The organism is Butyrivibrio sp. INlla16, assembly GCF_900104155.1.
GTDB lineage: Bacteria > Bacillota > Clostridia > Lachnospirales > Lachnospiraceae > Butyrivibrio.
This window is the reverse complement of sequence record NZ_FMYB01000034.1, coordinates 22353-48474: the sequence shown is the minus strand read 5'-3', so window position 1 is coordinate 48474 and position 26122 is coordinate 22353. Positions and strand designations below refer to the sequence as shown.

Below are 26122 nucleotides of genomic sequence, written 5' to 3'. Positions count from 1 at the left end.
CAGGATCATAATGAGATGTAGACTCGTAAACGGCAATCATTCCAGTCTTTTTGTTTGTGTACTTCACTATCGACATCTTTCATCCAACCTCCTTAACTGTACTTGGTACTATTTATTATATATCATACCAATATTTATGTCAATACGTGTATTGGTATTATTTAGTTATATAGTACCATTATTTTCCACAAACTTTCAATCAGAAATTAGTGCAAAATGCAGAGAGGCCGTAACCCCAGACATAATCTGAGTTTACGACCTCTTGCATCAATCAGCACTTATATATTTTTAGTCAATCATTAGACCGTGAATAGTAACCTATTATTCGCCATTATTACTTCTGAACAATAAATGCAGCTTCAAAATCAGTTTTTGTTGTAATCCAAATACTTCTATACAATAAATACAGCGCTAAAATAAGATTTTGTTGTAACCCCAAAAAGGCAAAACAACAAATTTTCATATCGAGCCATTTTTGTTGTAATATGAGGGTCCTATGTACAACAATTTTGTGATATAAACTGAATTTGTTGTTTCCAAGTAAAAACCATACAACAAATCTTCTGTCAGCTCATTATTTTGTTGCATCTTAGCTGATACCTATACAACAAATGACATGATAATAGAGTTATTTGTTGCAACAAGAAAAATCTCCAACAAATCTAAAATCTCCAATACAAATCTCCAATAAAATAGAGTATTAATCAGTTTTACCTGGATTCACCAACATCTGTCTCCTTACAAGTTTATGAAAAAATAATAATTCTCTGGTTTCACGAAGATTCTAACTTGCTATAATATACGTATCACAACATTTCGTTATATTTTGTTTCTTATGTGTTTCTTATCGGAAGGGGGATTATATGAAGAATAAATCCGTAAAAAGACGCATCTTTAGTCGATTTTTGTCAATTGCTCTTGTCTTTGCGATGAGCGTATGTCTGCTGCTTCCCATCAATGTTAAAGCTGCAAAGAAGATTACACTTGCTCAGAATCTTTTCTCGACTGAATTAGAGGATATTGAGCCTACCGTGTCTACCATTACCAAGACCGGCAAGTACAACATCGTTACTACCAAAAATGAAGCCGGAAATTTTTGCGGTTTTCTCAAGTTCGTTGCTCCAAAGACCAAGACCTATACAATAACTGCAGGCCCTGTTAAGGGCAAGAAGAAAGACTTCATTTTCGGATCGGTTGAATTCTTTGTACCCGGTAATGCCACCAGTCTTGCCGGAACGACCGTAAAGCTAAAAAAGAGTACCAAGAACCATTTTATGATGATAGCAACCAAGAAATATTCTAACAGCGAAAAGAAGCGCGTCGGCACAATTAAGCTCAGAAAGGGAACTCAGCTTTATATGTATTTCCAGTTCCACCAAGGCAATAAGAGCAGCGCCTGCACTACAACACTCAAAATAAAGTAACAGCAAAACCTCTGAAGTGCCTACCTATTTGCATTTCAGAGGTTTTTCTTATTCTATTCATTCCCCAACTAAATTTGTTTTCCTTGTTCTTCTAATATTCTGACTTAATTTATCGAAACCATCACAGCTTTGCTGTGTTTTTTGTTGTCAGGACATTCGTCCATTATTTCAAAAGCAGCTGACAATAAACAGACTAAGGTGACAGGAACACTGTTAAACGGATCGTATTTTTGTAGTGCTATAAAAAGCTTGTTAAGGCTGTCGCAAAGCAGACAAATGCCACTGTAAAATAGAAAGATACGTGCGCCGCAAGGAGCACATAAAAAACAGCCCCTATCATGCCTCGCACGATAAGGGCTGTTTTTCGTTTTTCCTCAATTATCTAACCTTTACACGTTTTGTGTTTGACCAGTCGGAATAATAGTAGTTGCCTGATCTTCCTTCTTCAAAGGTTCTGATCTGGAAGTAATAGGTTTTATTCTTCTTAAGTTTCTTGATTGTTGCATACAGGTTATTGGTACTGCTGTAGCCTTGCGCAAAGGACTTAGTTTTAACCTTGCCCTTGAAGTTCTTGTTGGTTGAATATCGAATCTGATATCCGGTTACATCATCTACCTTCTTGAAGGTAATCTTGGCAGATTTCTTACCGGCCTTCACCTTCTTAATTGCTGTAGGTGTTACACCTGTTCTCGCAATAGTGAACTTATATTTTGCCTTACGGCCGCCAACAATCTTGATGTAGTAAGTACCTTTAAGGAAATAGCAGTTAGCGGTTTTAAGCTCATTCCCTTTTACACTGATATCATACCAATAACTATTCAGATCATTATCCAATATATTGAAGTCGAAATAACCGGTGTTAGCTATGTAACTGATCTTATACTTATCGTTTTCCGGAATCTCGAACTTATACCAGTCATACTCATCCGTATATCCGACCGCCCCGTTTGCCTCTGTTCCAAGACTGTACATCTTGGGATTTTCATAGACATCGTCGAACTCATCTTTAAAACCAAAACCGGAGAACTCGGTTTTGATCTTGAAATTTTTGCCGGCTCCGTAGAAATACAAATAATATCTTCCGGCTGTTGCAGTAAAGTGCGCAACATAGGGTCTATTCGTACTTATATTCTCATACGCATCTATAAAATTGTATGAGTCGGTGTAAAATTTTTCCAAACACGCATTATCACTGAGAATAGTAATCTTAAGATCGCCGTCCTCAGGCAGATCCAGCGCATAATAGTTGTCGCGATACTGAGTCGTATAGCTGGCATAATCGCCTGTGTTGTACGGAATAATTATAGGATCAAGGCCATTCTCCCCTGCAGCCTTAACACTACTTACAGAAGCATCCGTCATCTGAAAAGCTGAGGCCGTTAAAATTACAGCCAGTAATAAAGAAAGATATTTAGTTACTTTTTTCATACGTCTCGTGATCCCCTTTCCCTCATTCGGCGCTGCGCGCCACCTTCCCCCACACATGTGGGGGAGGGCAGGATTCTTTTTTATCAATGCTTTACAAATTTATACTTTGACTTCTTCATGCCGGCCTTCTTTAAGCGCTTAACAGCCTTATTGAAAGTCTTTTTATCCTTGGCATGAACGTAAACCTTAGCATTTTTAACACCTGTGAAGGCTTTTGCTCCAACTTTTGAAAGGGTGTCACCATTAATTCTTACGGTCTTAAGATTGCTGCATCCGTAGAATGCTCTCTTATCGATCTTGCTTATCGGAGCAACGGAAAAATCAACTTCGCGGAGATTCTTTGCCTTATAGAAAGCTTTCTCGCCTATGCTTCCGAGGTTATGTCCGCCGTCAACTTTTCGAATAGAAGTATTCTTGTAAAATGCCTTCTTGAAAATACCGATAACAGCATACTGCTGATGATACATCTCGATGGTATCAGGAATTGTCAGTGTTGATGTATAGCTCTTGCAGGTCTTAACATCTGATGTTCCGTTTGCATAAGTGTAATAAGTAGTTTCGCCGCTTTCAAATACAGCGTCTTCCCTGTAGTCGGGTGTGTATTCAAACTCTGCTGCGTTGCTTACGCGCATGCTCCATATTCCGTTATCTGTGGATCCGATAATTGTACCTGTTGCAGGATCGATGAAGCCTGTCAGTTCTACGAATGACCAATTTGAAACGCCGTCTTCACTTGCAGGATACTCAATCCATTCATATCCCTGAATGTTGAAGGTTGCCAGTGCCTCATCGTAAGTTCCCTTGAAGTAGTATTTTGCTGTTGCTCCATACTGTGAATCTGCCTTTGATGAAGGGAGCATTCTGTTGACACCCTGGATTTTACCGCCGGCAAGATGTGTTATATGTGTCTTAAGGTTTCTTCTTACAACAGTTGATCCGCTGGATCCGTCATATTCACCTGTCCAGTACTCAGCAACCTTTGTGGCCGGAACTGCCGTTTCAACATAGTTAGCGGAAGTGTGGCTGATAGTGAAAGGTCTGTCTGTTGCGCCATCCATCGTACCATTGATTGTTTTCTTTGAATCGCCGAAAGTGCCGCCGAAAGTGCCGAAACCAAAATTACTGGGATTGTGACGCCATTTTTCACCTTCGAATCTTATCTCACCTTCTGAATCGATAGAGCCTTCGAAGTAGTAGTTTCCATTTCTGTTGTCATCGATTGATGCTGTTCCGGAAAACTTACCGTTCTTTGAATACCTGTTAACATTTAGCGTGATTTTTCTGTCGATTTTAGTACCCGAGTTGGTTCCGGTATAAGTCCCGGTCCAGGTGCCAAGCATATCTTTGTCTGTTACTGAGATTGTTGAATTCGCCGCGTTTACATTGCCTTTAGAGAACACAAGAAAAAGGCACACGACTGTTAGAAGTAGTGCTTTGAGTGATTTCTTCATAGATTCTTTCCCCTTAGAATTATATTTTTTACCGCAGAAAGCGGCGTCCCCTCAAGGAAAGATTATAACAAAAAAAAGATATGTTTGCATGGGAAGTTTCGTCACATTGAATCTATTTTCTGTGATTGTGTTCTTTATTGGCCAGTAATAGCGGAATTAGTGTCATCAGTAAAATGACAACTCCTGCAATAAACAATGTATTGGTGGGGAGATACTCTGTGAATCCATATTCGTCCACAAATTCTCCGCTGGTCTTGATAATTGGATTGGAAATAAGTGGTGCAACAACCATTGGAATCAGAACGTAGAAAATAATGCGGATTCCTTCGAACTGTCCTCTGGCATCTTCCGGGTACAGACGCTTGGACCATACTGTAATGGTCTGCAGGAAAAGGATATAACCGATGCCCACAAACAGTACCCCTGCCAGAAGATGCGGATTCCAGATTGTGGCGGGATTTACATTTGAAGGTGATACGAATAGTCCGATGATAAAAAGTCCTACTGCATTAAGGATTACTGCCACTAATATCAGAAGTGAGGATCTGTCGTCGCGAATAAGCCTGATGGCAGGGATTGCGGAAAACATCGCAATAAGAAGTCCAACACCCTCGATAAGTCCCATCATATCTGCAGTAAAGCCCAGATAATAGATCATGAAATTACCAAGATGAGAAAAGTAAACATTGAAGGAAATGAAGTAAACTGCCAGCATCAGGTTTACAAATACCAGCTCCCTGTGCTGCAGGTATTCTTTGACATTAAATATTGAAAAGAACTGTTTTGAAAAAGAACCTTTCTTTGAGGGCTTAAGACTTTCCGCATCCTTCATGCCAAAAAGGGATACGATTCCCAGCAGGATTACCAGAAGGCCGATAACAACGAAGAGTCTCATATAATTATCATCAGCGCCTACCAAAAGTCCGCCCATGACGGTTCCTGCTATGGTTCCGATAACAGGCTGGACAGCCAGGGCCGCACCGACAGAGCCTGAATTTTTTTCATTCATGTGGTCGTTAATCCAGGCATTGAAGCCTATGTCATTACCCATGGATCCAAAGAAGCTCATGATGGCATCCGCAGCGATAACTGCAAAGGCAACACCTACAAATACCATTTCATCCCCGTTTCCATGCTTCATGAACTGTGTGGTTCCAAAGAGTATGGTGAACACGCCCCAGAGGATATAGCCTATGGCCACCAGTTTTTTTCTGTTTCCAATTCTGTCTGAAATACAGCCAAAAAGGAATGTAGATATAGTTGTGGCGGTGGCAGATATGGCCAGCATCCATGAGATTATGGTGGGATCCTTGGCTATTTTGGCGTAAACGAAAGTATTGAACCACTGATTTTCCATGTTCCAGCACAGCTGCCCTGCAAGGCCAAGAAGCCATACCAGTGACCAGAATCCAAGCGTGCTGTTTTTTGCATCCTTACTCATACCGTTCTCCCCCTACCATATTTTTCTATATCTATGATACCCTAATTTAGGGTAAAAAGTTGCCACTTCTTAGTTCTCGTAAATATTTGTAGCTTTTTTGCACTTTGGTATACATTTTAGACGGATTTATACACTTTACCAAGGGTATTATTTACTTTTCCGTTGATATTATCCCTGGTATTCCAATGGCTTAATCAAAAAGAGCGGCACACTAAATATTAGTGCACCGCCTCGTTTTTCGCATTCAGCTCATAATTCTTATTTAATTTTCACACTCTTGGAGAGCCCCTTCTTAGCAAAGATCTTTCCGTAGCTCTTCTTCATTTTTGCAGGAACCTTGATTGTAGCGTTACTACTAACTCCTGAAAATGCCTTGCCCGCAACTGACTTCTTCGTGAGCTTTGTAGACTGAATTTTAATAGTCTTAAGGCTGGAGCATCCCTTGAAAGCATTTGCTCCGATAGATTCAATGTTGGATCCGAGAGTTACTACTTTAAGTTTGCTGCAACCCTTGAAGGCCTTGGAGCTGACAGCTGTTACTGTGTAGGTAACATCGTCAACGGTTACGGTCTTCGGAACTGTGACTCTTGTAGCCTTCTTATCTGTGAGTCTCTCGAAAGTTACTGTAGGATTAGCCTTATCATCGGAAGTTACTCTGAATCTCTGTCCACGTCCAAATGCAAATGCGCTTCCGCGTCCCTTTGCTTCCTTACCGCTTAATATCTTGTCAGTTTCAGGTCTGTGAATCTTGTCAGGATCTATCTGTGATTTATCTTCTACCCATTCTGCATAAAGAGTAAAGCTGTTATGTACCGGTTTTGAAAAATCGTAGCCTTGTGTGCATGCTTTATCAATATACCATCCACCAAAGCCATATCCTCTGGGGTAATTGCTTATACTGATATGATGCGCACATCTTCCGTCAGCAATCTGCTGAGGCTTGGGAGCAGTTACATTCTGGCCATTCATATCAAAGGTAACCGTGTAAACCGGACGGGATGCATCAAATCTAACCGTCTTCGCATCCTTGGAATCACCACCCATAATTGTGTAGAATGGATCACCGCTTTGACTCTTGCCGAAGCTGTAGCTTTCTGGTTCGAGAATAGCCACAGTATCTGCGACATTAACGCTCCTTTGCTTACCACCGTAAATAGCACACTGACCAGCTTTTATCGTTGTTAATCCGCCCTGAATATCAATAAGTCCTGCGCTTGTTTTGAGGCCATAGGCTTTCGCATCAATATCAACTATTCCATTGTTTATCGTAACTCCGGATCCTCCGAAAATACCTATATCTGTATCTTTAATGGTAAGCTTTGTATTCTTGCCATCAACCTTTACGCCCATTGCTGAGAAAATACTTGTGTTTGCACCACTAATACGAATATCACCGTCAATGGTTACATTCCCCAAATAACTGTAAATCGGGTATGCATTGGCGTCTCTGGCAACAATATCAGCATCTCCTACAATCCTGATTGGCATACCTGTATAAATAAATGATTTAACACTATTTACAGTCTCGCCATCCTGATAAATTCCAAACCATCCGTCAAGGTTAAGGGTATTATTTGCCGGATCAAATGATACCTTGCCATTAGCATTTACCGGAATATCATCCATATTAAGAGTTGTTACTCTGGTACCGTCAACCCAAAGGTTATACTGCTTACCCTTGTTCCACTTTGCATAGAGAGTTATACTTCTTTCTACTTTAGTATTAAAATCATATTCTTCACCATCTCTGCAGTCTCTTGAGGTATACCACCCGCCAAAGAAATATCCTTCCCTCGTAGGATCTTCGGGACGATTAAATGTGCTTCCTTTGGGCCTACCATTCCAAGATGTTTGTTTTGAATTAAAGCCCAATTGTTCATTAGTGTCAAATGTTACATAGCATATGCTATCTTGACCCATAACAAGATCAAGATCATAGGCATAAAGGCGATCCAGCTCACCTTCTTCATGCTTCAGCTTTACTATTGTCGAATAATCTCCATAGGTACCAACTCTTCCCTGTATAGGCTTATTCAGAGTATAACCATAAGCTAAGAAAAGACCGCCTTTTCTAGCCTTTACTGCCATACCTCCATTGCAGGCCATCTTATATGTACCTCCAAATAAGCAGACATCCCCCCAAGATGAATAAATGCCGTCTGAATAGCCCTCAATATTAATTGAGCCATTATTGACACATACTCCAAACAATCCATAGATGGCTGCCGAATCTTGTGGTGTTTTCGTAATTGTGATTTTTGTATTTTCTCCGTCAATAGTAATCTTTTGTCCTGCAAATAGTGCGCCATTACCGCCTTCAAAAGAAAAATCACCTTGAATATCCAGATATGATTCTGTTGATATCGCTGTAACATCATCTTCATTTTTGAGGTTTAATTCAGCGTTTCCTCTGATTTTCAGCGGTAATTTGGAATAAATCTTGGAACGTGTTCCATTATGCATAGTGTTCCCGTCAATTCTAAGAACCTCATCCAGATACAGAGTATTAGTGTCCGGATCAAAGTATGAATGTGTTTTGCGAGCAAATGGCCCCACCACAATATCACTAAGGTCATTGCAATTCTCACTGGTTATCCTGGTTGCGCCAATCCACAAATCATATTCAGTTGCTGCGTGTACCCTTGTCTTCACCCCCGCGAACACAAGCAGCGTCATGCAGAGCATGAACAACCATTTTGGCAATCCTGTTAATAGTTTCCTTTTCTCCATTCTCTTTTCCCCCTTGTGGAATTTTATTTCAAAGAACACGCTTTAAATTGTAATAAAATCACAAAAATTCCACTACCGCCATTTGGGGGTATTTTCACATCACATTTATATTAATTCTGCAGTCTCCGATCTCTTCTGTGATTCGGTGCTTCATCTGTTCCGAGACAGTTCTGACCTCGTCATAGGTCATATCCGGCCTAAAATGCAGGCCGATATCTATATGCTTGTATTTGCCGTTAACTCTGCTGTTTACGTCGCCGAGAAGTTCATAGGAATCGTAGAATTCGTTCAGCACCTTCACTATCTTAAGCTGGCTCTCCTCGTCTATAGTGAGGTCCGCCAGTTCCATGAAGGCTTCACGAATATGGCCGTAGATTATTATTGAAAACGGGATGGCCATGATTATGCAGACGATCGGGGGAAAATAGTATATCCAGGATTTCTTGCTGAAAACAAGGCTTATGGCAAGCGTCAGAATTGATACGAGATCAAATCCAAACTCCTTCTGGGCACCAATGTATGCGGTGTGCAGCATCCTGCTGTGCTCCTTCTTGGAGAGTTCTTTTTCCCTGAAAAATACAAAGATATCAATAAGAACGCCGATAATGCTGACTATGAGCGCAAATACCAGAAATTCCTCCTCCTGTTCCCGCTCTATTAGTTTTCTTACTGAAAAGAACACCACACAGAAAAGACCTGCCATGTCGAACATCTCACAGCTAAGTGCGGAAATTGCCTCAACCTTACCGGTGCCGTAATTGAATTTGAACTTCAGATTTTTTTGAAGTTTTTTGGAAATAATAAAGAGTATAAGGCTCGGTAGGAGCACACTCAGGTTCTCAATGAATTCCATCCACAGGACCATGTAATCACTGGCCATAGCTGCAATTAAAGAAGCTATTGTGCCGGGAATTCTGTAAAGAGTGAGCATGAGTGCAATTTTTTCCTGCCGTACCAGTACTTCATTTTTCATGTTTTCCCCTCATCCGTCAGCTGCGCTGACACCTTCTCCAAAAGGAGAAGGCATTATCATTCGTCGAGTTTCATGCCGTTGATGCTAAGGTCGAAGCCCTCACGGACGCTCTTCTCGGCGTATTTGATACCCTGTTTAACGCCCTTCTTGGCGCTCTCTCCAAGTTCCTTAGCGTTCTCGGAAAATTCCTTTACTCCCTCGGGAAGGTTCTCCTTGAACTCCTCTAGATTCTCTTTGAAGTCTTCCTTGAAGTCATCGAAGTTCTCCTTCATTCCACCGTAGATGTTGCGCGGGATGTCAAAGATATGCTCGGTTCCCTTGACTATCATAGATGCAGACTCGAGGATGTAATCCGAGCTCTGCTTCTTTCTTCGAGGAAGTGTTCCGTCCGCAACCATATCCCTGATCACACCGTATCTCTCATAAGCTGCGTGCACGGCATCCTCCCAGGAGATATAAATCTCATCCATCGCATGCTGACCGGCGTCTCTCATTGTGTCATGTTTATCGGACAGTTCTTCCAGGAGTGCAGCCATAGATTCGGCAGTCTCCTCGATCAGATATCCGTTTCTCGCATGAGTGATTCCCTCTGCTGCGCAGGAGTCCTTTATTAGCACGCTGGCAAGTCCGCAGGCTGCTGCCTCTCTGACAACGATTCCGTTGGTGTCGTATACGGAAGGGAACAGGAACAGGTCTGCTCTGGTATTCCAGGCACGAAGCATCTCTCTGTCGTGTATAGGTCCTGTAAAAATAACCTTGTCCGTTATTCCGTACTCCGTCACCTTCGCCTGCATCTCTTCAAGATCCGCACCGCCGCCGACAAATACCATGCGGTAATTCACATTCTTCTCACTAAGAATTTTGAGTGCATCTATGATAAGCGGCAGTCCCTTGTACTTCATCATTCTTCCGACAAAAAGAAATACCGGAAGTTCCTCGGGAAGATCGTACCCGGAAGTCACCTCTTTTACCTTATCCTCTGAGACTCTCCCCTTAGGAAAATCGACGCCGTTATTCATAACGCGAAGTTCGCCCTCGTATCCGAGTGAACGAAGATTGTCTCCCGCGCCTTCGGATACCACCCAGACTTCGTCACAAGCGGATATATTTTTAACCATAGCCTTCACGGTCTCATTTTTAAGAAAGCCCTCTCCGACTGCTCTTGCAATATCGACATCAAACTTGGTGTGATAGGTAAAGATGATCGGCGCGCCGGTCTCGTTCTGCAGAATCCTCGCCATTATTGTGGAAGCCGCAGGACAGTGCGTGTGTATGATGTCAGGCCCGAACTCAGCCATTTTCATAATCTCGCGCATCGCCAGAGGATTTCCTGTGCGGTAGCCTGCCACAAGGTCCGTGGTATCAAGGCTGCTGTAGGGAATAACCTCGTAAGGATATCCCTCGTAGCTCGCGTCCGGGTATCTGGGAGTCCCGACAACCACCTTTGCCCCTATATCATTCGTAAAAATTCTTCCGTAGTTCATGACCACGTTAGCCACGCCGTCAATAACGGGCGGAAACGAGTCATTGAGTAAACAAATATTCATACACCCCTCCTGTTTTATATTGAAAATTCCGGAATTTCCGGCACATTCATCTAAATGATTCTCATCGTAATTTATGTGATATAATTTAGTAGTCAAAACCACCTGCATACAAATCTGTATGCATTTTCAGCCTTTTGACAATATATATTGTATTACTTTTTGGGAGGATTATATAGTGAGTTTTAAAATAGTTACGGATACATCCTGCAACCTTCCTTTGCGGATCCTTGAGCCTGAGGATATCAAGCAGGTTCCTTTTTCATACTATCCGAAGGACAACGAGGATGACATCCGTCAGTGCTTTGATATAGAGAATTTTGATGGTAAGGGCTACTACGAGAGTATTAAAAACGGCCTCCTTTGCAACACTACCCAGCCCTCACCGCAGTACTACTACGATATAATGTCTGAATATGCCAAGGAAGGCTATGACTGCCTCTACGTCGCAATGTCATCCGGAATCAGCGGCGCTTACAACACTTCGCTTATCGCAAAGGATATGCTGGAAGAGGAATTCCCGGACAGAAAGTTCTATATGCTTGACACCAAGGCCGCATCACTGGCTGAGGGAATAGTTGTTATGAAGGCTATAGAGTACAGAAAGCAGGGCCTTTCAATAGATGAAGCTTATGAAAAGCTGACCTACGACTCAAAGTGCGTCTATCAGATTTTCACGGTGGATTCCCTTCGTCATCTCCAGAGAACAGGTCGTCTTTCCAATGCAGCAATGATCATAGGAACCGTGCTTAACATCAAGCCCATCCTTCGCGGCAATGAATTCGGTAAGATCATCAATTTTGATAAGGTTCGCGGAAACAAAAAAGCAATCCAGGCAATGGCAGAAGTCTACGATAGAATTGTCAAGGATGCCGGCTCACAGACGGTGTGCATAGCCCACGCAGACAACGACGCCGACACTGCTTACCTGATAGAGCTTCTTAATAAAAACAATCCTCCGAAGGAGATTCTCTCCGTAATGTACGAGCCCGTAACCGGCACCCACGTCGGTCCCGGAACCGTAGCACTCTTCTTCATGGGTGACGAGGACTGTCGGTTTAAACAATAAAAAATAGCGCCGGGTGGCGCTATTTTTTTTACATATTCTCACTCAAATATAGCTGAACCCTGCTCTGGATAACATCTGCAACTTCCTCGGCGGTCTTCTGACCTTCGTAGAAGGCTCCTGCCTCCTCAGAGATAATGTTGTTTACGGTATCCTCGTAGATCATCGTCCTTGTTACCGATTTGATGAAGTCCACCAGCTCCTGTGTCTCTTCCTTTGAAAGCTCGGTAATCTCCACCTCTGTATCACCTACGCTCCAAAAATGGGACGTCTCCTGCTTTTTGCCCTGCGCATCGATATAATAAGGTTTCTCCTGAGCCTTGGCCGCAAGTGCCTCGAGAGCATCTTCCCTTGAAGGGAATCCCCACTCAATCTTCTTCTGATATTCATCCGATAAAAATGACTTCATGAACTCCCAGGCTACATCCTTATGTTTGCAGTCACTGTTCATAGCAATCTGAAGATTTGTGGAGATGAAGGATTCACCTCCGTCAGTTGTGGGAAAACCGTTAAATACAATATCTTCCCCAAAGTATCCCTTTTTCAAAACCTGATAATCATCAAAGGAACTTATATAATACTCAAAAAGAAGTGACTTATTCTCTCTGTAGAATGAGTCAAAGTCCTCGTAGTCGTAGCCCGTCTCCTCCATGTCTTCGGGAAGCTGCTTTACAAGATTAAGAAGATCTATGAATTCGGGCGTGTTGAAATTACAGGTGCCGTTTTCATAATCAACAAAGGTACTGCCGACTGTGGAATAGAGCTCGGCGGCTGATGCTCTGTTCATAGAGCCCATTCCGAGCTTGGGATCAATCCCATTATTCTTACATACATCTGTGTAGTTCTTAAGCGTTACTCCGTCATTCCCCGCTTTCTTTTTTGAAGCAACGCAGGTATCAACGTAAAATGAAGGAATTACGCTGTACATCTTGCCTTTTATCCTGGTCGCATCAAGAATATTCTGAAGGAAATCAGAAGTGTTTACATCCTGATCTGCCTCGAAATAAGGATCGAGCGGCTCGAGTGCGCCCTTCTCAGCGTAGCTTTCGATAGGCATGTTGTAATCTAATACCAGCATATCAGGTCCCTGACCCTGAGTGAGTGCCAGACCGATTTTCTTTACGGTGTCACTGTAAGCTTCTGCATCGTCCTCTGTATCATCCTCTGTGTAATCAACAATTTTAATCTTATACTTGTCGTTAGACTTATTGAATTGTACAACCTGTTTTCTGACTGCTTCAGGCACAAAAGTTGTTCCGATCGTAAGAATCTCTTTGTCAGTTACTTCGGAAGGCTCTACCTTGTTCATGCAGGCGAGTTTGCCATAGCCGTAATCAGTACTATTTATCACAAAGAGCTTTCCCTCACCGGCTTCAGCGATATAACTGATGTATTCTGTCATTATATCCGAGGCAGTAAAATCGCAAATGAGCGTTGTCTTTTCATCGCCAAGATTGAATGCCTCGATGTTACCGCGATCCGAGGTATAAAAATCATAAGAATTTCCGGCATACAGACTGGATGCATAAATATTGTCGGGAAGTGATACATCCTTATCAAAAGTCCCGGTCTGCGGATTATATTTATTCAGGATGCTTCTGCTATTATCGTCCCACTCATCCTCCGAGAGATAGACAGTGCCGTCTTTTGATGCAAAGAGACTGCCGTAATAATAGTCGTCGTTCTTATCTCTTGTTGTGATATGCTTTCCCTCACCGGTTTTCATATCATAGAGCGAAATATTACCGTTGCAGCAGGTCATGACGCCCTTGCCCTTAACAAAGACTAAGGACTGAACATATTCTTTTAAATCTTCCTCCAGAAGCTCGACATCAAAAAGGACCTCGCCTGCAGGTGACAGCTTAACAAGATGGTAGTCGGAGGATGCTTCCTCTTCCGCAAACACAGTAGTTTCTGAAGCCACATCATTTGGGTTCATCTCAATGTCTTCGCTCTCGGATTCAGCCAAAACTGCGCCGGCAGAAGCCTCCTCATCCTGTGACTCCTCCTCTTCTTCATCATTCCAGATGCTCTTAATAATATAGATGTTCCCATCTTCATCACAGGTCATGTTGTCGAAGTAGGAATTGTCATCATCACTGATCTCGATTTCTTCAGCCTCACCGGTCTCGAAGGACACCTTGAAAAGTTTGTTTGTCTCCGATTCTTCTCCGTATGTGGTTGCAAGCACATATAATCCGTCTTTTGTGGTGCAGCATTTGTTTACGCCGTAGTCACCCTCCATAGGAAGTTCAATATCATCCATGGTGAAAATATGGTCCTTGTCGATCTGCGCCTTAGTCTGCACAGTGTCCCCCGAAACTTCCTCCTTCTTTTTGCCGCAGGCACATAAAAAAGCCATAGAGCATACCATGCCTATGGCGATACCCCGTCGTATAGCATACTTATTCATACCGTTTCCTCCAAAGTTAGTAATTCATATGTTGTAATATATTGAAGTGGCGGGCCCCTCATCCGGCACTTCGTGCCACCTGTCTACGCTCCGCTCCGGTCCGCGCTGGACCGACGTCCCCTAGACGTCGAGCGCCCCCAAGGGGAAGGCTTTAATATTTCCATTCCCCCAAGGGGAAGGCTTTAAATGCTTCTTATACTATATCAAAAAATGCCTCCCCTGTCAGAGATTTCCGTCGCACTCCTCAAGTGCTTTGATATATATGTTCTCGTCCGTGACGCCCTCATCACTTCTAAGAGCCATGCCCACACTGACCATAACGGTGACGTTATTGCCGTCGACAACATTGATTCCCTCAACGTTTTTCTTCACTTCACCGGCAAGATACTCCAGTGCTTCCCTGGTCTTTACGTAAGTTAGTATCGCGAAGTAGCTCTCCTTCGTCCTTGCAACAGCGCAGGTCTGTCCGGTAACTTCAACGATCTTCCGTCCCATCTCAAAGAGAAGCTTATTAGATACATCCTGGCCATAGGTTGACAGTATTCGCTGATACTTTGTGTTTCTAAGAAGGATTAGTCCGTAGTTTTTACCCTTATCCGCATGTTGAACGGCATACTCCGTCGTACTTATGAAAATACCTTTCGCATTCATAAGTCCGGTTACGCTGTCCACATTTGAAGGAATGGCAATCTTTTCAAGTCTGTAGAGCTCCTCATCCCTATCCTGGAAAAAGCCCACCAGACCTACTATCTCACCGTTTCTGTATATCGGCATCTTTTGACAGGTAATCTCATGCACAACACCGGAGACAATACACTGTCCCTGAACGTCAATCACCTTCGCGCCGTTTTCCAGAACATCAAACTCGTCGTTCATATAAGGATCATCATCAACATGCCATTGCATGTCCTCATCTGTTTTTCCGACAATCGCTTCAACAGAACCAAGTCCGTAAAAATCGAGGAATGACTGACTCGCACCAAGGAATCTCCTGTTTTTGTCCTTCCAGAAAAACTTGATGGAAGAATCCCATATCATATTTTCCCAGAGCTCGGAGTATGTTATTGCTCCGCTGTCAGCAAGATACTTATCGACAAGTGAACGCGCGGAAGCCGTGAGACCATCCAGTATCTTGGATATCTCATCAGGTACGGTCTTATAACAGATAAGGAACTCATTTCCTCCGGCTCCCGGAACCATCATGATGATCACATTTTTCCTCTTGAAGGCTCCATCAGGCTGTTTAATTCTGAATATTTTCTCAATGTATCCCTTTTTGCTGCTCTCCACCCTCTCCCTTAAGGTCTCAATTTCCATAAATTTCATGAAATCCTGCCTCTCGGGAGCGTAAATAACCGACTCTACAAAAATACTGATAGCCTTTTTCAGGTCGGAATAAACATAGGTGGCACTGTCAAGATACTTAAATCTCCCCAGCAGAGGTGCTATAATATTGGTCTCGATATTTACCAGATCAACCACCTCAAACAGACGATTCAGTTCCCTGATCTTGCTGTCGAGTCTGTCTCTCTCGCTGGTATTCTGGTCAAGCGTTATATTTATAATCGAGCCTTTTATAATATGATGTCCGTTATGCGATGCAAGGCACTTAGCCCTGAATCGCAGATAGTATCCGTTATCTGTGTAATAAAAAGTCTCAATATTTGAGCTTTTCTCTATGGTATTTGCGAACTCCCTGTATTTTTCAAGAAGCGGTGTGCCCGGTGAATATAGTTTTCTGTCAATTTCCTCGGGAGTCGTTTCGCCCTCAAAGTCATGAAATACCTGTTCCAAATAAGCTTTATTCACAAACAAAGTATGGAAAGTCTCTCCGTCATCCTCGATTATTTCAAGCGGAATATCCGTATCCTTTACATGGATGCCGGCAACTTCATAGAAATGTCTCCACTCACGTCTTTCAATCTTAATGTCCATTTCTCCGAGGAGTGTCAATGTATCATCTATAGGTCTTGGCTTTCCGAAATAGTAGCCCTGGATCTGTTCACAGCCGATGTTTCTGAGAAATTCGAACTGTTCCTTTGTCTCAACGCCCTCTGCCAGCGTTTTAATTCCTATGTCTTTGGCCATAGCCACAGTCGAGCGCAGAATCGCCTTGGATTTCTCGGTAAAAGATGTAAGGAAGTTCATATCGATTTTCAGCATGTCAAAATCGTAGTCCTTCAGGAGGTTAAGCGAAGAGTATCCACTTCCGAAGTCATCCATCCAGATTTCGTAGCCCACTTTTCTGAACTTATCTATGACATCATGAAGGGAGCCCTCATCCGATACGAATACGCTCTCTGTTATCTCAATATGAATATAATCTCTGGGAATGTCATAATCCTTAATCGCATTTTCCACAGACTCGAACATGTCACACATCACAAAATCCAGGCGTGAAAAGTTGATGGAAACAGGAACCACCGGCAACTTGTTTGCAATACGTTCGCTCAATATCCTACAGACTTCCCTCACCACATAGGCGTCCAGCTTGTAGATGAGTTTATTGTCCTCCAATGGCTTTATAAACCTGAAGGGAGCAAGCATTCCCCAGTGTGGATCATTCCATCTCGCCAGAGCCTCCATACCACAGAGCCTTCCCGTGAGCGCACGAATAACAGGCTGGAAGTATACTTCTACCCAGCCCTGCTCCAAAGCGGTATCAAATTTGCTTATGACATGCTCTGTGATTTGTTTTTCCATGATAATATTTTAGCTGATTTATTGCTAAAAATTATCGACTTTAGATATTCTTACCGAATTTTAGAGATATTTAAGAGACTCCCCTCATCCGGCACTTCGTGCCACCTGTCTTCGCTCCGCTTCGGTCCGCGCTGAACCGACGTCCCCCGGACGTCGAGCGCCCCCAGAGGGGGAAGGCTTTGTCAGGGATTCACCCGTACGTTCGTAATTGCGCAGATATCTCCCGTAATAGCTACGTAGAGCTTGTCGCAGTCCTCCTTGAGGGTGGTCTTGTTCTTGATGAACAGTCCCAGAACCTCGGTGGTCGAGATAACCGTATTGCCGTTGCGCTTGAAGGTGATGGTACAGTCTGTCCCCTCCTTCATGCCCTTCTTCCAGGCTTCCCAGCTGTCAAAGTTGTCATTCATATTGACAATTATCCTGTTCGAAGAGTATTTTCCAGCCTCCCAGGATTCGCCGTCGAGTCTTATAAGTGCATATTCATGATAATCCGGGGCTTCAAAATCGACTTCACCGCTCTTTGAACTAAAGAGCACAGCGTAGGCACAGTGCCAGATAAGTCTTGCTGCCGGAAGGCTCTTTGTATGGAAAGTTAGTGTAAGCTCATCATCTATCGGAACACCCTTCGTTGCCTGGGTTCTGTGACTGCTTATCTGAACATTCGGTACATCGCCCTCAGGTCCCTCAAGATAGCTTACAAGCTCTGCGATCCTCGGAATATAGTCCTCTTCAACCCTTTCCTTGGACTTGGCTATGCTGACATCACTGATATCACAATATTCCCCTGTAAGCCCCATATAAACAAACCTGGTGGAGTCAGGAAGCGCAACTATTACTTCAACCTTCTTAACCCCGTCATCAATTCTTACAAGAAGATGATCGATGCACTTAACCGCTTCTATATCATATACCCTGTCAATCGGCGCAGCATCGTCGCTAACTACTGCTTCCTCAGAGGTTTCGTACTCTATCACATTAGTCTTTACTTTTCTCGTGCCATCACCGATGACCGTGCCGTCTGCGGTAACCTCACAGTACTCAAAATAAGCCAGCTCCCTGATGATGCTCTCCTCTTCATGAGCTCTTCCGTCAAAGGAATCAAAGAACACCATTGAAGGCCCCTTCCTGTTCTCGGAAGTAACCTCATCGCAGTGATATTTGAAATTCATCTTTGTGATAAACGGAGAAAGCAAAACTCCGACGGATATCTCGCTTCTGTACTCCCCAAAATGCATTCCGCCCTTGTCCAAAAGCTCCTGCAGGGTGTTTTTTTCTCTCTTACTGAATTCGCCGTCGATATCTACAAGACACTGTGCAATCTTAACTATCTCAGGATCAAACTGTGTTCCGGATCCCTTTATGATTTCTTCCCAGGCAAGCTGCTGAGGAAGTGCATCCCTGTAGCTTCTGCTGGAGGTCATGGCATCAAAAGTATCTGCCACCGCAATAATCCTGGCAATCTCGGGAATATCCTCACCCTTTAGACCATCCGGATAGCCCTTTCCGTCGAATCTCTCGTGATGGTAATGCGCACCGATACTGAGATACGGGTACTCACTGATACTGGAAAGAATCTGGTTACCGATAATCGGATGCTGCATGATGACATCGTATTCCTCATCTGTAGGCATTCCGTTTTTATTAATAATAACGTCGGAGATACCGATTTTTCCTACATCATGAAGAAGTGCAGCATAATAGACCTCTCTGCAGTCCTCCTCATCCTTACCCATAGCTTTTGCAATCTTCACCGAGTACTCAGCCACCCTGAGGGAATGACCTCTTGAATACTCATCCTTTGCATCGATAGCACTTACAAGTGCTGTAGCCGTCTGTTCAAACAGTTTTTGTGAAAAGACCTGCTGCTCTTTAAGGTGTTTTATCTCATTATTCTGCAGTTTTTCAATTTCCCTGTTTCTGCGAAAAATAAGCACTACCGCCAAAAGAGAAACAAGACATGTGAAAAATCCCGGGAATATCAGGAGATTATGTGAGAAGATAATTCCGCTCAATAAATTAAAAATGGTGATTGCATAGAAAAACAGGCTTATGACAAAGCCCGGTATGCCGTAAAACACGACAAGACATATGATAATTCCGTTTTGCACGGAATCAAAGGCACCTGCAAAAGACATGAGCGCCAGCTGCTGCCCCATCACAACCAATACATCATCTGAATTAGCGCAGTACCTCGTGAACCTTGCCGCAATCAGATAAAAAATAATCAGAATAAAAAAACCTATCTTAGGTAGACGCAGATCCCCTTTTCCGCGATTGTTCCCCATGACTTTCCTCACAAAAATTCCCTTATAGTATCGAGCATCTTATTAACTTCAATCGGCTTTGCAATGTGACCGTTCATACCGCTGTCTTTCGCGTTATTGATGTCCTCTGTGAAAGCACTGGCGGACATGGCAAGTATAGGAATATTGGCAAGCTCCGGATTAGAGAGCTTTCTTATCTCTCTCGAAGCTGTGTAGCCGTCCATAACCGGCATTTGTATGTCCATCAGTATTATACTATAAGTTCCGGGAGTTGACACAGAAATCATGTCCAAAGCAATTTTTCCGTTCTCGGCTGTGTCATACTGAAATCCGAATTTCTTCAAAAGTCTTGTCGCAATCTCCCTGTTGATTGCCTGGTCTTCAACCAGAAGAACCTTGTATTTACTATAATCAATCTCTGTTACTTCCTTGGTGGGCACATGTTTTTTCACAAAATCCGCATCCGGAATCGTCTCAAAATCAAGGTCGATAATAAATTCCGATCCTTTACCCTGCTGACTCTTAACACGGATTTTGCCGCCCATAAGATCAACTATGCTCTTGGTAATGGCCATTCCGAGTCCTGTACCCTGAATCTTACTTGCGGTATTTTCTCTTGAATATGCCTCAAAAACAGTCGCAGCGAACTCAGGACTCATGCCCATTCCGTTATCCTTTACGCTTATCTCGTATTTTCCCTTATTGCCATCCATTCCTCTCTGCCTGATAGTAAGGGTTGCCTTGTAGGGAACATTATATCTGTTGAGACTCATGAGCCACTTGGGGAACAGATTGTCCCTGGTCATGGAATACATAAGTCTGCTGGCTGCAATCAGGTTGCCTATAAGGCCTGTGATAATTGCTGATGCCACAGAGAGTCCCAGTATAACGAAACCGAGATTCCCCAGATAAGGGCGCCCACCATTATACCTATAGTCCTTTTTGTGGAGAAATTGAATTCCTCGGTTGAATGAGATATGGATTCGAATCCAACGTATGCCCAAGGAGCCAGTGCAACTATCTGAAATACCTGAAAATACTTTGATTTTTCAGGCACAAATGATGGCTTCACATTAAGAAGTGACACATTTCCTTTTACTGTTATCAGAACTGCAACGAGCACGATGCCGCCGATGAGTACGAGCGCAAATACCGTCTGAACAAGAGAAGATATCCGTCCACCGCAGACACAGATAAAGCCGGCGATTCCGATTACAAGAGATGCCACAACGGATTCAACAAGGTAAACTTCAAACCCTGCCACGATAAATTTAGGACCAACTTCCAGAACTCCGGGGAACAGATTTCTGCAGATTATCGGAATGGCCGTAGCATTTGCCCACACTATCGCCATGTAGACAAGGAGCAAAAACCACGCACCAAGAAATCCCTGGTCATATCCAAACTCATGCTTGGAGAATGCATAGGTTCCTCCGTCATCGGGATACAGGTTCATCATGTAGTGGTAGTTGATTCCAATAAGCAGCATTACTGCAGCCCCCAGAATCATTCCAAGCATTGTGCCTATGGGTCCTGCAAGCGGAAGAAAAGTCGTTCCTGGCATCACAAAAGAGCCCCATCCTACAGCGCAGCCAAAAGCAAGCGCCCACGTCCCGATAGGAGATAAACACTTCTTAAGTTTTGGATTATCTACCGTGGTATTTTCCTTGAACATACTCCCTCACATAACCGCTTTTTCAAAACCGTCAATCCGGAGCCATGTACTCCTTAAGCATGCTGACGGTATAGCCTGCTGCCTCGGGATCATCTCTCCATTTGGCTTCTATTCTGTCGATCGGAACCTGACAATCTGGCTCTGTCACCTTCAGGAAAATTGCGAGCACTTTGTCATTTCCATACCTTGTAAGGACATCGCTTCCTCTGAGGGAGCTCGCCGCAACCTCAAGAAAATGATCCGCTGCCTTCTGCAGTTTTTCTTCATCACCGTTTTCAGCTTCTACCTTAAAGCAAAGGAAATGGACATCCCATGCATAGTTTTTCTGAAAACGCATCATAAATCTGTAAACAAGTTTGAATTGATCCTCAGAGAGAACAAAGGCGCCGCGTGCAGGATTTCTTTCCTTAAAGAGCATGTTGATTTCCGCCATTCCTTCCGGACTTTTCCTGCCGCCATCATTTTCTTCGTGCCGATATAATGCATAATTGTGTTTTCCGCTCTGCTTTACCTCGTACAGCGCTCTGTCTGCCTTTTTATAAAGCGCCTGATAATCCGACCCATCATCGGGGCAAAGCACCGCACCCACAGATACACCGATCGGTATATTCATGTCATCACCCAGAAGCTCCTTGGCAAAGCTCACGATTTTCCGGTTCATGTACTGTGTTCTCTCGGCAACCATTTTCTCTTCTTTGGTGTTAAGACAAAAAGCTGCAAACTCATCGCCGCCAACTCTTCCGATGATATCGGTGCTCCTCATAATACTGCGCAGCATCTCGGCAAACCAGATAAGCACTCTGTCGCCCTTTTCATGACCGTACAGATCATTCACCAGCTTAAAGCTGTCGAGATCTATCATCATGAAAATTCCGCGACCTTTAGATGCTGCCTTATCGACTTCTCTCTCCGTAGCAATTTTATTAAGGAGACCTGTCATCGGCTCAACCTCAGCCGCCATCTCAAGGCCTCTTATGCGGTCCAGATTGCTCATTACGTTGTCAATTCTGTATAAGAGAACATCGGGCTTAAAAGGTTTCCTGATATAGTCGACAGCCCCGACTTCGAGGCCCTTGGACTCTGTGTCATCGCCTGAAAAAGCTGTCATGAACATAACCGGAATGACATAGCTGTACTTCTCACGAAGAGCCTGCATCATCTCAAAGCCGCTCATTCCCGGCATCATAAGGTCAGACAAAATCATGTCGGGCTTTTCCTTCTCATAGATTTCTATCGCTTCCATGCCCGACGAAGCAGTTATGACATGATATTTAGATTTGAGCATTCTGACTGTCATCATGCGAATCATTTCATCATCGTCGACGACAAGAATTTTTCTACCGTCCATATGGTCTGTCACCCCGATCAGATATTTTTTAGTACTTCCTTATAATGCCTGTAGGCTTCAAGTAAATCGCTGTTATTATCTCTTATGTAATCAAGATTTCCCTGTTTTCCGGCTTCTTCCAGAAGTCTTGCCTTCTCTGAAAGGTCCTTGGCTCCGATTATTCTCGCAGAGCTCTTTAGGGCATGAACCTTAACCGTATAGTCCTCTATCCTTTCTCCCAGATAGAGTTCTTCAATCTCATCCGCCTTTTTATCTATCGCATCCCTGAAGAATCCGAGAGTATCTATGAAAAGTTCCTCAGTTCCGGCGTATTCAATGCCTGCTGCGATATCTATGTAACCTGCATCCTGAAGATCTTTTATCTCTGAGGATTCCGTTGAAGGTTCCGCTATTTCTGAGACGCTCTTATTATCTTCCTTGTTATCGCCCTCAACGTACTCCAGCTGCTTCTCCTTAGGAAGGTATTTCTGCAGTGCCTCCTCAAGGCGCATTCCACTCACCGGCTTTTCCAGATAATCATCAAAACCGGCCCTTAGATACATTTCTCTGACACCGGCAACCACGTTAGCTGTAAGCGCTATGCACGGCATATCGTGGTTCTCATTGCCCTCGTCATATCTTATGTGCTTAAGAAGCTCCATACCGTCCATCTCGGGCATTCGGTGGTCGATAAGTGCCAGATCATAGCGGTTTGCACTCATGAGCTCAAGAGCCTGTCTTCCACTTATTGCTGTGTCAATCTTGATCCTTGTAGGTCCGAGAAGTCCTGACAGGACCTTAAGGTTTATCTCTGTATCATCAACAGCAATGATTCTTGCATCAGGTGCAATAAAGCTTGGCTTATAGCTCTCCTGCTTGGATACAACTCTCTCGGCAGCGGCCTCATAGTCGCCGATCGGCTGCCAGTTTTCAACCTTCTGATGAATCACAAATGAAAACTCCGAGCCTGCGCCGTATACACTCTTTACCTCAAGTGTTGTTTCCATCGCATCCATAATCTGCTTAACAATCGCCATTCCAAGGCCTGTGCCCTCGATGGTCTTATTTCTGTCCTCATCAAGTCTTTCGAAGGCATTGAACAGTTTTGCAACGTCCTCAGGCTTCATGCCTATTCCGGTATCCTTAATGGATATCCTGAGATCTACATAATCCTCACCCTTCTCTACCATATCTATGGTCAAATGAACAAACCCTGCCATTGTGTACTTTACGCCATTGGTCAGAAGATTTACTATAACCTGCTTAAGCCTTGTCTCATCTCCGATAAGTTCATCGGGAATTGTCTTATCAACCTTTGCCTGATAAACCAGACCTTTCCCTTCCGCTCTGGACTTGATCATTACATTCACGTCAGTGAGCACAGAAGAAAGATAATACGGATCATTTCGAAGTGTCAGTTTTCCGGCTTCCATCTTCGAAAAGTCAAGGACATCGTTAACCAGTGTCAGAAGCTGAGTTGCGGAGTTTTTGATACTAAACGCATACTGCTGCAGCTTTGCATCATTCGTTTCTCTTGTAATAAGTTCTCCCATGCCCATGATTGCATTGATGGGAGTCCTGATCTCATGTGACATATTTGCAAGGAATTGGCCCTTGGCCTTTGATGCGTCCTCGGCCTCCTGTTTTGCCTTCTTAAGCTCTACGCTTTCTCCTGCCTTAACAGAGGTAATAATCAGGAAAAACGAAAGTATGGTGGTCATGAGAACCAGGGTTCCGTATACAGCCAATACAACAAGCGGAACTTTGGCAGCATATCCCACCGCATCCTCATATTTCATGACGCCATTCAGCATGAAATGCGTATTTTCAATATAGGCGTTATAGAAATACATATCGCCCTTTACTGTTTTTACTTTTTCAACCGCAACCTGTTCAAGATTGTGATTATCGCGGATATTTTCAAAGGTCTTCCTTACGGATTTGCTTCTGAAAAAGGCTTTGTCTTCCTCAGCCACATTCGTAAACGGCAGTACCTCATCGCCATCCCTTGTCATAAGTGCAATATTTCCAAGGTTATGTATTATATCAAGACTATGATTCTTACTTATATATGATTTAGAACATATTGCATAAACTACGTACGCAACATTATCACCATGAATAATCGCATGCGAAAACAGGAATGCACCTTTCGGCATATAGGAAATGCCATCATTACCCGTCATTGAGCTAAGAAGTCCGTCATATTCATTGGGCGGAATTCTCTCACCGTATACCGCTTCGCTCTCACCGTTCATAACTCCTATAAGAATACTGGGTTCTGACCTGAAAACACTTTCAATGGCACGCTGTACTCTTTTTAAATTTTCTTCCTGATTTTCCTCTCTGTCATCCTCAAGAATAGACCCAATATACTCGATGACATGCATCTCGTTACTGAGTTCCTCATAATAATATTTAGTTGCTTCCTCAGCCTCCCTGACTATTTTATGCTTGGCGACACTATCTATGATATCCATAAGATATAAATAGAAGTGAACTCCCAAAAACGACATTATAAGAACAAAGGCTATAAGGATGGCAGCGCGTCTGCTTGTGAAAAGGCGGACCTTTTCATTCATATACTTCCACCCCCTCTACGAACCAGTCCATTTTTCTAAAAAGGGCATCATCACTTATTCTTTGACCTTTGGAACATTTCTTTGTTCCATCGTTCGAATACAGATCCCCATAGAAGACATCCTGAACATTTATAAGCTTTTCTTTTCTGTCATCTATCTCCTTTATAACTTCCTCGGGTATAACCTTAGAGTATGTTTTCATCTCCACGGTTCCGAATACTACACCATGCCAGTAATACTTTCCCGGATACATATCTCCATTAAAGAAATCATCAAGTATCGTCTTATACATTTTGCCCCAGTTGAAATTAACAGAGGCAAGATACTTCTCGGAATAGTCGGTTCCGTTGTTGTTATATCCTATTGAATAGACCGAATGTTCCTCAGCTGCATCAACAGCTGTGTGAATACTTGCATGATAAGTAATGAGGTCGGCGCCATCCTCCTCTATGAGTTTTGTCGCCAGCTCTTTTTCCTTTTCAGCATCCGTCCATGAATTGATGAATCTTACCTTTACCACAACGTCGGGATTGACCGATCTCGCGCCCAGAGCAAACGCATTTATTCCACGATTTACCTGACATGATTTTTGTCCTGCAACATATCCTATAATATTACTCTTTGTCATCCTCCCCGCGAGCATACCGGTCAGGAATCTGATCTGGTATATCCTTCCGAAATATGTGGTTACATTTTCGGGAGATGAATCCGTGGAAACCGTATAGAATTCAATGTCAGGATAATTTTGTATCACCGGATAAAGTTTTTCATCATATTCATCACTTGTAAGGAAGATAACACTGCAGCCCTTTCCTACTAATCTGTCTATTGCAGGCTCTGCATCCTCAAGCGTCTCAGATATATTTTCTTCTACTTCCAATGCAATTCCCAAATTATCACAGGCGTTTTTTAGCCCATTATAGTGGCTTTCACTCCATCCCCTGTCATCTACTCCATCAATAAAAAGCGCACCTACTACTATTTTCTTCACATCCTGCGGGCGTGCATAATTTATAAGCCCCACCACAATAGCGAGCAGGATCAGTAAGAGCGTACTAAATATAATTGTCCATAAGTTTTCTTTTAGTTTTTTCATACTTT

General features: G+C 43.2%; 16 protein-coding genes. 2 read left to right on the top strand and 14 right to left on the bottom strand.

Features of this window, described 5'->3' with window-relative positions; translation table 11 throughout:
* Positions 1–863: 863 nt before the first annotated feature.
* Entirely contained in the window at positions 864–1424 is a 561-nt protein-coding gene (locus BLR42_RS14970) for a hypothetical protein (protein ID WP_091870784.1), read from the top strand.
* A 378-nt stretch (positions 1425–1802) separates the two neighbouring features.
* Here the strand turns inward: BLR42_RS14970 and BLR42_RS14965 are convergent, their stop codons facing one another.
* The 6 genes from BLR42_RS14965 to BLR42_RS14940 form a co-directional block, all read right to left on the bottom strand.
* Entirely contained in the window at positions 1803–2852 is a 1050-nt protein-coding gene (locus BLR42_RS14965) for a fibronectin type III domain-containing protein (protein WP_091870782.1), read from the bottom strand.
* Positions 2853–2935: 83 nt separating this feature from the next.
* The gene (locus tag BLR42_RS14960; protein WP_091870779.1) at positions 2936–4303 is read right to left on the bottom strand and encodes a leucine-rich repeat protein; all 1368 of its coding nucleotides are present in this window, start codon (positions 4301–4303) and stop codon (positions 2936–2938) included.
* Between the two features lie 112 nt (positions 4304–4415).
* Positions 4416–5744 (bottom strand): MFS transporter, encoded by a 1329-nt coding sequence (locus BLR42_RS14955; protein ID WP_091870776.1) that lies wholly within the window; start codon positions 5742–5744, stop codon positions 4416–4418.
* 258 nt (positions 5745–6002) lie between these two features.
* Entirely contained in the window at positions 6003–8474 is a 2472-nt protein-coding gene (locus tag BLR42_RS14950; protein ID WP_091870773.1) for an InlB B-repeat-containing protein, read from the bottom strand.
* Positions 8475–8568: 94 nt separating this feature from the next.
* Positions 8569–9447 carry a cation diffusion facilitator family transporter gene (locus BLR42_RS14945; protein ID WP_091870770.1) on the bottom strand — a complete coding sequence of 293 codons (879 nt, stop codon included), beginning with the start codon at positions 9445–9447 and terminating at the stop codon, positions 8569–8571.
* 56 nt (positions 9448–9503) lie between these two features.
* Positions 9504–10994, bottom strand: a complete 1491-nt coding sequence (locus tag BLR42_RS14940) for a glycosyltransferase (RefSeq protein WP_170832807.1) — start codon at positions 10992–10994, stop codon at positions 9504–9506.
* A gap of 175 nt (positions 10995–11169) precedes the next feature.
* Here BLR42_RS14940 and BLR42_RS14935 point away from each other — a divergent pair, with 175 nt between their 5' ends.
* A complete protein-coding gene (locus BLR42_RS14935) occupies positions 11170–12060 on the top strand; it encodes a DegV family protein (RefSeq protein WP_170832806.1) in 891 nt (296 codons plus the stop codon).
* A gap of 28 nt (positions 12061–12088) precedes the next feature.
* Here the strand turns inward: BLR42_RS14935 and BLR42_RS14930 are convergent, their stop codons facing one another.
* The 8 genes from BLR42_RS14930 to BLR42_RS14895 form a co-directional block, all read right to left on the bottom strand.
* On the bottom strand, positions 12089–14470 hold the full coding sequence (locus BLR42_RS14930; protein ID WP_091870762.1) for an ABC transporter substrate-binding protein: 2382 nt from the start codon (positions 14468–14470) through the stop codon (positions 12089–12091).
* A 222-nt stretch (positions 14471–14692) separates the two neighbouring features.
* Complete coding sequence (locus BLR42_RS14925; protein WP_091870760.1) at positions 14693–17173, bottom strand: EAL domain-containing protein; 2481 nt, start codon at positions 17171–17173, stop codon at positions 14693–14695.
* Between the two features lie 182 nt (positions 17174–17355).
* A complete protein-coding gene (locus tag BLR42_RS14920; RefSeq protein WP_242879361.1) occupies positions 17356–19458 on the bottom strand; it encodes an HD-GYP domain-containing protein in 2103 nt (700 codons plus the stop codon).
* A gap of 8 nt (positions 19459–19466) precedes the next feature.
* Complete coding sequence (locus BLR42_RS14915; protein ID WP_091870757.1) at positions 19467–20309, bottom strand: hybrid sensor histidine kinase/response regulator; 843 nt, start codon at positions 20307–20309, stop codon at positions 19467–19469.
* Entirely contained in the window at positions 20279–21112 is an 834-nt protein-coding gene (locus tag BLR42_RS14910) for an APC family permease (protein ID WP_091870755.1), read from the bottom strand. The genes BLR42_RS14915 and BLR42_RS14910 overlap by 31 nt, the downstream gene beginning before the upstream one ends.
* Before the next feature lie 31 nt (positions 21113–21143).
* Complete coding sequence (locus BLR42_RS14905; protein WP_091870752.1) at positions 21144–22460, bottom strand: GGDEF domain-containing response regulator; 1317 nt, start codon at positions 22458–22460, stop codon at positions 21144–21146.
* A gap of 17 nt (positions 22461–22477) precedes the next feature.
* Positions 22478–25021, bottom strand: a complete 2544-nt coding sequence (locus tag BLR42_RS14900; protein WP_091870750.1) for an ATP-binding protein — start codon at positions 25019–25021, stop codon at positions 22478–22480.
* Positions 25014–26117 (bottom strand): BMP family ABC transporter substrate-binding protein, encoded by a 1104-nt coding sequence (locus BLR42_RS14895; protein ID WP_091870748.1) that lies wholly within the window; start codon positions 26115–26117, stop codon positions 25014–25016. The genes BLR42_RS14900 and BLR42_RS14895 overlap by 8 nt, the downstream gene beginning before the upstream one ends.
* Positions 26118–26122: the final 5 nt, after the last annotated feature.

Excerpts from the sequence above, each read along its gene's own strand:
- BLR42_RS14970 (WP_091870784.1), top strand. The coding sequence starts at position 864 with ATGAAGAATAAATCCGTAAAAAGACGCATCTTTAGTCGATTTTTGTCA.
- BLR42_RS14965 (WP_091870782.1), bottom strand. The coding sequence starts at position 2,852 with ATGAAAAAAGTAACTAAATATCTTTCTTTATTACTGGCTGTAATTTTA.
- BLR42_RS14960 (WP_091870779.1), bottom strand. The coding sequence starts at position 4,303 with ATGAAGAAATCACTCAAAGCACTACTTCTAACAGTCGTGTGCCTTTTT.
- BLR42_RS14955 (WP_091870776.1), bottom strand. The coding sequence starts at position 5,744 with ATGAGTAAGGATGCAAAAAACAGCACGCTTGGATTCTGGTCACTGGTA.
- BLR42_RS14950 (WP_091870773.1), bottom strand. The coding sequence starts at position 8,474 with ATGGAGAAAAGGAAACTATTAACAGGATTGCCAAAATGGTTGTTCATG.
- BLR42_RS14945 (WP_091870770.1), bottom strand. The coding sequence starts at position 9,447 with ATGAAAAATGAAGTACTGGTACGGCAGGAAAAAATTGCACTCATGCTC.
- BLR42_RS14940 (WP_170832807.1), bottom strand. The coding sequence starts at position 10,994 with ATGAATATTTGTTTACTCAATGACTCGTTTCCGCCCGTTATTGACGGC.
- BLR42_RS14930 (WP_091870762.1), bottom strand. The coding sequence starts at position 14,470 with ATGAATAAGTATGCTATACGACGGGGTATCGCCATAGGCATGGTATGC.
- BLR42_RS14925 (WP_091870760.1), bottom strand. The coding sequence starts at position 17,173 with ATGGAAAAACAAATCACAGAGCATGTCATAAGCAAATTTGATACCGCT.
- BLR42_RS14920 (WP_242879361.1), bottom strand. The coding sequence starts at position 19,458 with ATGGGGAACAATCGCGGAAAAGGGGATCTGCGTCTACCTAAGATAGGT.
- BLR42_RS14910 (WP_091870755.1), bottom strand. The coding sequence starts at position 21,112 with ATGTTCAAGGAAAATACCACGGTAGATAATCCAAAACTTAAGAAGTGT.
- BLR42_RS14905 (WP_091870752.1), bottom strand. The coding sequence starts at position 22,460 with ATGGACGGTAGAAAAATTCTTGTCGTCGACGATGATGAAATGATTCGC.
- BLR42_RS14900 (WP_091870750.1), bottom strand. The coding sequence starts at position 25,021 with ATGAATGAAAAGGTCCGCCTTTTCACAAGCAGACGCGCTGCCATCCTT.
- BLR42_RS14895 (WP_091870748.1), bottom strand. The coding sequence starts at position 26,117 with ATGAAAAAACTAAAAGAAAACTTATGGACAATTATATTTAGTACGCTC.